Annotated in this window: 11 protein-coding genes and 1 pseudogene; 5 read left to right on the top strand and 7 right to left on the bottom strand. The window is 44.6% G+C overall.

Annotation, left to right across the window (positions count from 1 at the left end; genetic code table 11):
• From QUA43_RS23685 to QUA43_RS23665, 5 genes are all read right to left on the bottom strand, one after another.
• The coding region (locus QUA43_RS23685) for a tetratricopeptide repeat protein (RefSeq protein WP_333376947.1) at positions 1 to 1,475 on the bottom strand (1,475 nt) is incomplete at its 3' end.
• Positions 1,432 to 2,166 carry a hypothetical protein gene (locus tag QUA43_RS23680; RefSeq protein WP_333376945.1) on the bottom strand — a complete coding sequence of 245 codons (735 nt, stop codon included), beginning with the start codon at positions 2,164 to 2,166 and terminating at the stop codon, positions 1,432 to 1,434. The genes QUA43_RS23680 and QUA43_RS23685, both read right to left, overlap by 44 nt.
• Before the next feature lie 50 nt (positions 2,167 to 2,216).
• Complete coding sequence (locus QUA43_RS23675) at positions 2,217 to 2,786, bottom strand: hypothetical protein (RefSeq protein WP_333376944.1); 570 nt, start codon at positions 2,784 to 2,786, stop codon at positions 2,217 to 2,219.
• Positions 2,787 to 2,966: 180 nt separating this feature from the next.
• A complete protein-coding gene (locus QUA43_RS23670; protein ID WP_333376942.1) occupies positions 2,967 to 3,488 on the bottom strand; it encodes a tetratricopeptide repeat protein in 522 nt (173 codons plus the stop codon).
• Positions 3,489 to 3,535: 47 nt separating this feature from the next.
• Positions 3,536 to 3,895 carry a single-stranded DNA-binding protein gene (locus tag QUA43_RS23665; protein ID WP_333376941.1) on the bottom strand — a complete coding sequence of 120 codons (360 nt, stop codon included), beginning with the start codon at positions 3,893 to 3,895 and terminating at the stop codon, positions 3,536 to 3,538.
• 330 nt (positions 3,896 to 4,225) lie between these two features.
• On the opposite strand from QUA43_RS23665, the gene QUA43_RS23660 reads away from it, so the two are divergent.
• From QUA43_RS23660 to mreD, 3 genes are all read left to right on the top strand, one after another.
• Positions 4,226 to 5,233: a rod shape-determining protein gene (locus QUA43_RS23660; protein ID WP_006632285.1), complete on the top strand. Its 1,008-nt coding sequence runs from the start codon at positions 4,226 to 4,228 to the stop codon at positions 5,231 to 5,233.
• 87 nt (positions 5,234 to 5,320) lie between these two features.
• Entirely contained in the window at positions 5,321 to 6,127 is an 807-nt protein-coding gene (mreC, locus tag QUA43_RS23655) for a rod shape-determining protein MreC (RefSeq protein ID WP_333376939.1), read from the top strand.
• Entirely contained in the window at positions 6,124 to 6,690 is a 567-nt protein-coding gene (gene mreD / locus QUA43_RS23650; RefSeq protein ID WP_333376937.1) for a rod shape-determining protein MreD, read from the top strand. The genes mreC and mreD overlap by 4 nt, the downstream gene beginning before the upstream one ends.
• Positions 6,691 to 6,784: 94 nt before the next feature.
• Here the strand turns inward: mreD and QUA43_RS23645 are convergent, their stop codons facing one another.
• The gene (locus tag QUA43_RS23645) at positions 6,785 to 7,576 is read right to left on the bottom strand and encodes an HAD family hydrolase (protein ID WP_333376936.1); all 792 of its coding nucleotides are present in this window, start codon (positions 7,574 to 7,576) and stop codon (positions 6,785 to 6,787) included.
• A gap of 246 nt (positions 7,577 to 7,822) precedes the next feature.
• Between QUA43_RS23645 and argB the strand changes: the two genes are divergently transcribed.
• Both argB and QUA43_RS23635 read left to right on the top strand, forming a co-directional pair.
• Positions 7,823 to 8,734 carry an acetylglutamate kinase gene (gene argB / locus QUA43_RS23640; protein ID WP_333376934.1) on the top strand — a complete coding sequence of 304 codons (912 nt, stop codon included), beginning with the start codon at positions 7,823 to 7,825 and terminating at the stop codon, positions 8,732 to 8,734.
• Positions 8,735 to 8,897: 163 nt separating this feature from the next.
• The gene (locus QUA43_RS23635; protein WP_333376932.1) at positions 8,898 to 9,161 is read left to right on the top strand and encodes a DUF4926 domain-containing protein; all 264 of its coding nucleotides are present in this window, start codon (positions 8,898 to 8,900) and stop codon (positions 9,159 to 9,161) included.
• Positions 9,162 to 9,489: 328 nt separating this feature from the next.
• Here the strand turns inward: QUA43_RS23635 and QUA43_RS23630 are convergent.
• A pseudogene (locus QUA43_RS23630) lies at positions 9,490 to 10,199 on the bottom strand (IS1 family transposase).
• Positions 10,200 to 10,422: the final 223 nt, after the last annotated feature.

Below are 10,422 nucleotides of genomic sequence, written 5' to 3'. Positions count from 1 at the left end.
ACATCCCCTTGATTTGCATAGATTATTGCTAGTTGGTGCAAAGTAGCAGCTTTCCCTTGAACATCGCCAATTTTTTCATCAAGTTCGAGAGATTGTTGATAAAATGCGATCGCCTTTTCTACATCCCCTTGATTTGCATAGATTATTGCTAGTTGGTGCAAAGTAGCAGCTTTCCCTTGAACATCGCCAATTTTTTCGTAAATTTCGAGAGATTGTTGATAAAATGCGATCGCCTTTTCTACATCCCCTTGATTTGCATAGATTATTGCTAGTTGGTGCAAAGTAGCAGCTTTCCCTTGAACATCGCCAATTTTTTCGTAAATTTCGAGAGATTGTTGATAAAATGCGATCGCCTGTTCTACTTCCCCTCGATTGGCATAGATTATTGCTAGTTGGTGCAAAGTAGCAGCTTTCCCTTGAACATTGCCAATTTTTTCGTAAATTTCGAGAGATTGTTGATAAAATGCGATCGCCTGTTCTACTTCCCCTTGATTGGCATAGATTCCTGCTAGTTGGTGCAAAGTAGCAGCTTTCCCTTGAACATTGCCAATTTTTTCGTAAATTTCGAGTGATTCTTGATAAAATGCGATCGCCTTTTTGGGATTTCCCCAATTGTCCTGAATCCATCCTAATTCATGTAAAGTATTTGCTTTTAAAGATATGAACTCTTCATCATCTTTCGCCAAATCTAACGCTTGTTCCAGATAGTATTTTGCAGTTTTATATTCACTCCGACTGCGATAGGCAACTCCCAACTCATTCAAAACCCTGATGCGAGTTTTCAAATCCCCTGGAGTTTCCTCGCGCCCATTCGAGGGAGTATATTCAATCAATAACCGTTTTAATAAATCGATCCGTTCCTGCTTTTCCGGCAACTCACAATTGCTAATCCCTTTGCTAGCATCCAGAGTTTGAGAAATCGCATCATCTCTAGTATTTACAGGAGTTTTAAACACAAAAGTTCCCGAATTCCAGGCCCAGAAATCCGGCGCATAATTAGCAACTCGCGTAATCGCATAATCCGGCAAACAAAAAATCATGGGATGCGGAACTTTAACCGGATAAGCATCTCGCACCCAATTAAAATCTACCAGCATCGGCGGATATTCCCCCGTCATCCCGATCGCATTTTCCAATCCCCGCACAATGACAATCAACTTTTTGTCTGGTTGAACTTTGACTGTTGGCAAAACCTTAAGAATTTCATCCATCAAAAAGCGCATCTCAGGATCGGGAAAATCCCAAACCTCAAACTGCATCTCTTGACAATCGGGATGACTAATTAAAGCCTGAATAATCGCATCTCTATCCCTGGCAAAATTACAGTCGATAAATCCCAAATCAAAGGCATCGTCGGGAACAATATCGACAAACGTCAGCAATTGATCGAAAGACTCTTGATTGAGTTCAACAATCCTTTGCTGGTATATTTCAGGGATTTCCTTGAATTGATGCCAGGGCTTGTTGGAAAGCATAACTTTGTTTTACGAGTGGGTTGACATAATTCCACCGACTATTGCCGTTGTATTCCAAAACGGAAATATTGAATAATAAAGTTTGTCCGATTTCATCTTTATCAATATCTTTTTTGAGGCAAACTTGCGCTAATATGGTATAATATTCTGCCGTAGGAGTAGACCTTTCAAAGTCAAATTGCTGTTGCTTCAAAGCGTAAGTGACATCCTCAGCCAAAACTTTACTGTGTTTGCGAGTAATGGCTGTGCGAAAAGCCGATCTAGTCGTCTGCATCAATTGTCGCACATGACCGCCACTAGCTTTTGCCAAATCTAGCAACTGTTGTCGATCGTCAAATACGGCACTAACATCAACCCGTTTTTCGATCAAACTGGCAACTCCCTCTAATCTTTGCTGATTGTAATTTAAATCGCACTCACTGCGATTGAATTCATAAATATTCACCATTGGCACGATGTTGGGATTACCAAACAAATTGCTGACATTTTTATAGGAATAAATTACCGAAATCGGCACTGTATAGATAATTGTACAGTCTAGTTCTTGGAGTTGAGGAGCGTAATCAAAAAACAAATGATTGGCAACATTGGGAGGAATCCGATCTAAGTTATCAACAATCACCAAAAATCCTTTTTGATAGCGGTCGGGATATTTTCGTCTCAGCTTCTCAAAAGCATCTTTCAATAACAAATTAATATCTGTTTGCAAGCGGGACAGATTACGCTGAAGAGTTTCCCGAATTACTTTTTTTGTTGACTAGAACCTTTGATTTGACCGAGCAATTTGGCTGTCAACTTATAAATAAAGGGAATTTCTGCGCCTGCACTTGCTTCAGTTTCGATGCTAACGGAAGATTGAACAGTTTCTTCTGTTTCTTTAGTGACTTCTTTAAACCACGATTCAAAACGCTCTAAAAGTTTGGAATCAAACTTCAATCGTAATTTAGTTAAATCATCAGCTACTTTGTTGATAAACAGCAAATATAAATCGGTATATTCTGCATCAAGAACATCTAGTTCCTGATCGAATTCTATGTAAATCACCCGATAGTCATTTTCCCACCGCGACTGAATGCGTTTTAACTCTGTACTTTTGCCGCATCCCCGATGTCCGGTAAACAAAATTGTGTTAAATTCTCCCGGTTCTTGAAGATCCAAATCCGTGCTAACATCGTCGATCGCTACTGTGTTGCGTACTGCGGACAAATCCACATAATATCGCGCAATATCATCGCCCGTTAGAGGCTTGACATCGCAAGCGCGGTAAGCTTCTTTGAGTGTTTTGGCGCGGTTGGGTGGGAGTGAAGTCATCGGATTCTAGATTGTAGATTGTAGATGGAACCCACAGCTTATCGCGATCGCGGACGATCGGGATGTGGAGCTTTTTTACTCCTATGTTAACTCACATCTCGCACTATACTCAAGAACTGGCGATCGCTACCAACCGACCACAGAAACTGGGTTTTTTCCCGAATCCACTTCCAAAAATGATTAATAACTAAGAAATAAGCCGCCTAAAATTAGCCCGATCGCAATTAACGCCACCCAGACAAACCTATTATCTTTCGTATTAACCTGACTCAAATCTACAGGCTCTGGTACGACTGGCTTGGGTTTAGCGTACTTGATATCAGCGTTTGGATTGGCTTGAAAACTGATTGATTGATTTTCATCTAAAGCTGCCAAATCGGGGATTTTCACCATCCATTCAGGAGGGATAGTAAGTTTGGGAGCTTCGAGAATGAACAGCAAGCGCTTTGCTTGCTGGCGGGTTTCTTGGCGGGGATGGCGGGTGAGCTTGCGGCAAAGCTCGATCGCCCTTTCTGTGTTGCCAGAGGCTTCGTAGGCTGTCACTAGCCACATCTGCACCTCGCCGCCCAACCGGGAATTTCGATCGACTAAACCGGTAGCTGTTTCTAAACTCTGCACAGCTTGAGCATACCGGCCACTCTCAAAAGCTACTTGCCCAGCTTGGTACTCAGTTTGAACAATTTCTAGCTTTTCTGAAGTCACAAGCACCCACCCAATTCACAAATATTACTTCCCAAATTCCGCAAACGCTAGAATTCGCTGTTGTGTTGCGACATACCCGACTCGTTGTCGCGTTTGGAACCCAGCAAGTCTAAATGGTCTACCTTAATTATCGGCTTCGAGCGATTTGAACCGGTATTGCGGTCTTGCCAGCGATCGAACTTCAAAGAGCCTGTTACGCCAATTAGAGAGCCTTTGCGAACGTAGTCAGCAGCAATCTGCGCTGTTTTGCCCCAGATTTCCAGATTGAACCAGTCTGGTTGATCGCTGTTCTTGGTTCTGCGATTCACTGCCAGCGTCAAACTGCACTTAACTGTACCGGACTCAAAATACTTCACGTCCGGGTCGCCGCCGACGCGGCCTACTAAAGTCACAACATTAAGACTCATAAACTTTTTTGGGAATGTGGTCGATCGGTGATGTAGTTAAACAGTCCACACGCGCATTAGCCTCCAAACTGAACTTGGAACAACGCTTATGAGGCTTCATCCTGATTGTACACCCAGTTAGGAGAACATATTGATGGTGGATGATTGGCAAGTCTGCGCTCAACCTGAGCTCGACAATGTACATTTCTGACTAGACTCAGGATGAAAAACGTAATAGAATCCACCTCGGTTACACTTTTGTAACAACATTATTGCACACAATAGTATTTTAGTTTTTGGGGGGGGTACGAATCAGTGGGTCTTCTCAATCGATTTTCGTTATCTAGAGATATGGGTATCGACCTCGGTACTGCTAACACGCTCGTTTATGTATCGGGCAAAGGTATTGTTCTGCAGGAACCTTCTGTAGTGGCGATCGACCAAGACTTAAAAATACCGCTGGCTGTTGGAGAAGAAGCCAAAAAAATGCTCGGGCGCACGCCAGGGAATGTCATAGCACTGCGCCCGCTTCGCGACGGGGTAATTGCAGACTTCGATACGGCGGAACTAATGCTCAAGACTTTTATCCGCAGGGTTCACGAAGGCCGAAGCTTAGTTTCGCCGCGGATAATTATTGGCATCCCCAGCGGTGTCACCGGAGTCGAGAGGCGTGCTGTCATTGAGGCGGCGACTCAGGCCGGTGCTAGAGAAGTACGGTTAATTGATGAACCCATCGCTGCGGCGATCGGGGCTGGACTGCCGGTTGCTGAGGCGACTGGCAATATGATTATAGATATCGGCGGGGGTACGACGGAAGTTGCGGTTTTGAGTTTGCAAGGTACGGTGATCAGTGAGTCTGTGCGGGTAGCCGGCGACGAACTCAATGAGGCGATCGTCCAATACATGAAAAAAGTTCACAATTTGGTCATCGGCGAACGCACTGCTGAAGAAATTAAGATTCAGGTTGGTTCTGCATATCCAACTCCAGAGGATGACGATGTAATGATGGAAGTGCGGGGCTTGCACTTACTGTCGGGTCTGCCGCGAACTGTTACTATCAAAGGCCCAGAAATTCGCGAAAGTATGTCGGAACCGCTTTCAGTAATTGTGGAAGCTGTCAAACGTACTTTGGAACGCACCCCGCCGGAATTAGCAGCAGATATTATTGACAGGGGAATTATGCTGGCTGGTGGTGGCGCGCTGATGAAAGGTTTAGATACTCTGATCAGTCACGAAACAGGAATTGTCACTCACGTGGCCGCCGATCCGCTGTGCTGCGTGGTTTTGGGAACTGGTAGAGTATTGGAAAACAAACAGTTGGAACGGGTTTTCAGCGGGCAGTCGTCGCGTAATATGTAGTTAAAAAATTTGGGATTGTGGATTTAGAAATACGGCTGCAATCTCAAATCTAAAATCCTGACTTAACAATTTTAGATTAGTGAAATTATGCTAAAAAATACATTCCGAAAGTGGTGGGATCTGCGGCTACAAATTGCTCTTCTAGGTTTCGCTGTAACTGCCGCTTGGGGAGTTCGACAAACACAAGGTGCGGCCATATTTGAAGTTTACAATTGGGTGACTCGTCCGTTTCACGCCAACGGATCGGCGCAAGAGGAACTCATCTCGGCGCGCACTCAAGAATTGCAAGCGCAGCTATTAGAAGTAGAAAATCAAAATCAGAAGCTAAAAGAGCTTTTAGGTTACGTTTCGGCTAAGAAACCAGCAGGGATTGTAGCTCCTATTGTCGGTCGCAGCGCCGACCACTGGTGGCAGCAAGTAACCTTGGGGCGCGGCAGTAAGGATGGCATCAAAACAGATTTTACTGTCATGGGCCCCGGCGGTTTAGTAGGCAGAGTTGTCAGCGTTACTCCTAATACTAGCTTGGTGCTGTTAGTCAGCGACGCTACGAGTCAATTGGGTGTGGGAATTACCCGCAGTCGCCACATGGGTTTTATGCGCGGGAAAGGCGGAAATCAGGCGGTGATGGAGTTTTTTGAGAATGTTCCCAATGTCAAGCCTGGGGATGTGGTTTCAACTTCTTCTTACAGTCAGTTGTTCCCTCCTGGTTTGCCTGTGGGAAAAGTGGTTTCGGTGGATATGAATAAAACTCCGGCTCCAGAAGCTGTGGTTGAGTTCTCTGCACCGATGAATGCTCTGGAGTGGGCGGTGGTTTACCCCCACTCTAAGCAAGCCGAACCGAAGGATTCGCAGAGTCAATCTTCTGCACCATCTGAGGGAGCACAGCAGCAATGAAAGCTTTATCTCGGATGTCTTCGCGATCGCGCCAATTTCTCAACTTCGCAGTTACATTTCTATCTGTGATGCTGTGCATACTGATATTGCCCACTCGGATGCCGGGAATGGAATTGCTGGGAATTGGACCGAACTGGCTGTTAATTTGGTTGGTAGCTTGGAGTATTAAGCGGAAACGTACAGTTTGGGGAGCTGCTAGCATGGGCTTGGTTTTGGGGTTTCTTCAAGATGCGATGACGGCTCCTCATCCCACCCATGCTGTCAGTCTAGTTGTTGTAGGAGTCTTAACAGTTGTTTTGCAGAAAACCTGGTCGATTCCGGCAGATATTGTTGAGAGAGATCCGATTCCGATCGCGTTAATTGTGTTTGGGATGGCGGTGGTAGCGGAAACGGTGATGGGGCTGCAATTTTTTTCTATGGGCGATCGGGCTTTACTGGAAATTTGGAGCTATCACCAGCGAGTGGCTTTGTGTTCTGCTATTCTTAGCAGTCTTTGGGCTCCGGTGATTTATTTTCCCCTCAATCGCTTGTGGGAAATGACCAGGAATTTAGAAAAATCTTAGTCATTAGTCATTAGTCATCAGTCATCAGTCATCAGTCATCAGTCAACAGTCAACAGTCAACAGTCAACAGTCAACAGTCAACAGTTAACTGTAGTCATTCTACTATGACTTGTTGGCGCGAACCTAATAAGTGATGAACGGCAATAATCAAGTCGCTGAGAATGAAATTAGGCTGGTGCTTTTGGAGTTGATAGCGGCTGCGAATTCCGCAGGTAACGGCAATTGTAGGTATTCCCAATGCTTGTCCTGCGAGGATGTCTGCTTCTGTATCTCCGATCATCCAAGCTGAACCCAGCGATGACTCAAATTCTTCTGCCACTTCAGCCAACAATTCAGTTTTTAAGGCTGTATAGTTGTGATAGGCGGCATCCGGCATCTGAGTTCCGCGAATGCTGGTAAACAGTCTGGCTAAACCGTAATTTTGTAACAGTTGAACGGCTTGATTTCTCGGCCGCAGAGTGACTAAAATCAGCCTCACGCCGCGGGAGTGCAAAAGTGCGATCGCCCATTGCACTCCTGGCTGGATACGATCTAAGTGCAACAAGTCTGGTTGATTGACAATCTGACTGACGCATCCGAGAAAAACGTGAATTTCTTCTCCCGACAAGCCAGAACTTTTGGCGATTTCAGCATCGGGTACTCGGTTTTGTTTCATTTGCCAAAACTGCTGTTTGCTGAGGATTTGAAGGTTGAGGTTGATTCCCCTAGCAAGATAAGCTGCTTGAGTATCGGCTAATCCCTGTTGATAGGTGGCATAGTAGCGATCGGACACATCGACTATGGGCCCGTCTAAATCGCAAAATACCGTCATCCGGGGGGACGAGTCAGCCTCTGATGGTAGCTTGTACTGAAGGTTTTCGGAGTCTTGGGCGACAGCAGTTAACATAAAACGTTAAGTAAATCTAGGGAGTTATACATTTCTTGACTGTAGCAAAAAATGTATAAGTTATAATACATAAATTTTAATGCTTTTATTAAAAAAACCTATGAATTTTTTGAGGATGGGGTTCAATAAAGGCGATCGAGCCTGCGCGTCGATAAAATCAAGGGAAAAAGTGATTTTTGTGGCTGTTGATATGTGCTTTAGCCATTAAAGTTTAGAATTAAGTTTTTAGTCTTTTGTAATTTACCCATGCTCAAACAAAGCGATTTTGTTAGGAATTCGGACACTAATCGAGTAGAGGTGCTGTCCGAAGCACTGCCTTACATTCAACACTTTGCCGGTCGCACCATAGTGGTCAAATATGGCGGTGCGGCGATGAAAGATAGCACTCTCAAAGACAAGGTGGTTCGGGATATTGTGCTGCTAGCTTGCGTGGGGATGCGTCCGGTTGTGGTTCACGGCGGCGGCCCGGAAATTAATATTTGGCTGGAAAAATTGGGAATTGAGCCGCAATTCAAGGATGGTTTGAGAGTGACTGATGCGGCAACAATGGAAGTTGTGGAAATGGTTTTGGTGGGGAAAGTAAATAAGGAAATTGTTTCGTTAATCAACCAAGCTGGTGGCAAAGCAGTGGGACTGTGTGGCAAGGATGCCAATCTGATTCAAGCTCGTCCAGATGGCCGGGAAGGAATTGGGTTTGTGGGTGAAGTCAGCGGCGTGAAAATTCAGATTTTGGAGTCTTTGGTAAACAGCGGTTATATTCCGGTGGTGTCGAGCGTGGCAGCCGATGAAAACGGTCAATCTTACAACATTAATGCTGACACGGTGGCTGGAGAAATTGCGGCTGGTTTGGGAGCCGAAAAGTTGATTTTGATGACTGATACTGCGGGAATTTTAGAGGATTATCACAAGCCAGAGAGTCTGATTGCTAAGTTAGATATTCAAGAAGCAAGAGAGTTGGTTGAGTCGGGAGTTGTCTCTGGGGGGATGATTCCGAAAGTTAATTGTTGTGTGCGGAGTTTGGCTCAGGGTGTGAAGGGTGCTCACATTATTGACGGTCGAATTCCTCATGCTTTGCTGCAAGAAATATTTACGGATGCGGGGATTGGGTCGATGATTGTGGCTTCTGAGTTTAGCAGCGCGAACTTAAGGCCGAAGTAAGGGGTAAATCCTAGCGTGGGGAGGGCGGGTGCGTGAAATGGGTAAACTCGCTGCGATTGCGTATATCCTAACTAAACCTGCCCCTAAAGACCTTGAGAAGGTACTTCTGGGAAATTACTTCAACTAATTCTAACCCTTGTTGGATTTCAGCTTTTCTTAAACTATGATAAAACACTTTAGAGTTTTGGATTCTGTTGCGATTCTCAAGCCGATTTCAAATACGCGATTAGCGCTAGTGGAACCAGAATACGCATCTATTTCTAGTTTGCCAGTTGGACTTGTGGGAACTATTGTTGAAGTGTATGATACGGGAAAGGAATGTCAGTATTTAGTGGAGTTTGCTGATAGTCAAGGGAGTGAATATGCTATGGCTATGTTGAAAGCTGATGAAATTTTAGTTCTGCAATATGAACTTGCAGTTGCTTAGTAATGTGAGGAGAAGAGAAGTTAGATAAGGGCGATCGCACTTTAGGAAGAAAAGAGCGATTACCCTTACTGTTTCCTCAAGGTGGCAGCAAAAGTCAGAGAATAAAAAGGCATTTTTTACCTTCACGGAAGAGTCTGTACATCAGGATATGCTATAATTTTTGCATCAGCAGCTAGTAACGGACACCCACAAATCCTCGCCGTTGCCACAATGATTTTATCGGCTGGATCTCGGTGAAAACCTGTGAGTTTAGTGGACTCAATAATGATGGGAATAGTGAGATTGAGTAGCTGCACTTCCGGATAAGCCAAAGCTTTTGTTGGTAGTCCTAAACAAGTAATGATAAATTGTAGTGATGGATAAAATACCAAATCGCACCGATGTGATTCTTTAACGACTTGGAAAAAGATCAGGTCTTTCGTACCAAACGAGACACCCGTTGTCGGAGAGTGTTATTGAAGCGCTCGATATAACTGGTTTTACCCATCTCTTGGACGACCGCCTGATGTCGCTTGCTGGGTAACAGCTTCGAGTAAGCCGCCCAGAAATCCGTGTAGGCGACGGCACATGGTCGATAAACCGGCGGTAAGGATTTCCATAATTCACTCGCGGCTGCAGAGTCTCTTGCCCCAATGTAAACCCGACAATTTCACGGGTCTTGGCGTCTAAGGCTAACCAGATCCACTGTTTATTGCCTTTATTGTCTACAAATGACCATGATTCATCACATTGAATCGTTAGCTTTCCTTTTTTTTTGATGACACCTGTACGGTTCGGGGTAAAGAGGGCGTATTTCCGGTTAACATAATCTTAGAGCCATGGCTCCCAAACCTTGAGGACACGGGCGATGTCGGCAAGAGAGAGGCGTTCTAGCAATAATCTGTCGATTAGTTATTTGGTCGCTGAGTCGATCACCTTCTTGTCTGGATTCTCCACAAATTGCCGACCACACTCGTAACATTGGAATCTTTGTTTTCCTTTGTGAATATGACCGTTTTTCACGGTGCGGGCACAAGAGCAAACGGGACAATTCGGCATAGTTGACAAAAAACTTATCGAGGCTACTATAGCAATCCTAAATGATTTTCTATGTAGGGTTTGCTGAATAATTGATCGCCAGCCAAGAACAGGAGCTCACGATATATTCAAGCAGAGTTAAATATAAGTTTTTTCTGTATCGATTCCCCCCAATTATAATTGGGGATTATCTTCAACCTAAAAACAGGTGTTCTGTTTCCAAATAGACAGAAAAACACACAAA

The sequence above is a fragment of the Microcoleus sp. N9_B4 genome (assembly GCF_036701635.1).
Classification (GTDB): domain Bacteria; phylum Cyanobacteriota; class Cyanobacteriia; order Cyanobacteriales; family Microcoleaceae; genus Microcoleus.
This window is presented reverse-complemented; position numbering and strand designations above follow the sequence as displayed.

Bases quoted from the DNA above. Each gene is read 5' to 3' on its own strand.
- QUA43_RS23645 (WP_333376936.1), bottom strand. From the start codon at position 7,576: ATGTTAACTGCTGTCGCCCAAGACTCCGAAAACCTTCAGTACAAGCTA.
- QUA43_RS23660 (WP_006632285.1), top strand. From the start codon at position 4,226: ATGGGTATCGACCTCGGTACTGCTAACACGCTCGTTTATGTATCGGGC.
- mreD (WP_333376937.1), top strand. From the start codon at position 6,124: ATGAAAGCTTTATCTCGGATGTCTTCGCGATCGCGCCAATTTCTCAAC.
- QUA43_RS23635 (WP_333376932.1), top strand. From the start codon at position 8,898: ATGATAAAACACTTTAGAGTTTTGGATTCTGTTGCGATTCTCAAGCCG.
- mreC (WP_333376939.1), top strand. From the start codon at position 5,321: ATGCTAAAAAATACATTCCGAAAGTGGTGGGATCTGCGGCTACAAATT.
- argB (WP_333376934.1), top strand. From the start codon at position 7,823: ATGCTCAAACAAAGCGATTTTGTTAGGAATTCGGACACTAATCGAGTA.
- QUA43_RS23675 (WP_333376944.1), bottom strand. From the start codon at position 2,786: ATGACTTCACTCCCACCCAACCGCGCCAAAACACTCAAAGAAGCTTAC.
- QUA43_RS23665 (WP_333376941.1), bottom strand. From the start codon at position 3,895: ATGAGTCTTAATGTTGTGACTTTAGTAGGCCGCGTCGGCGGCGACCCG.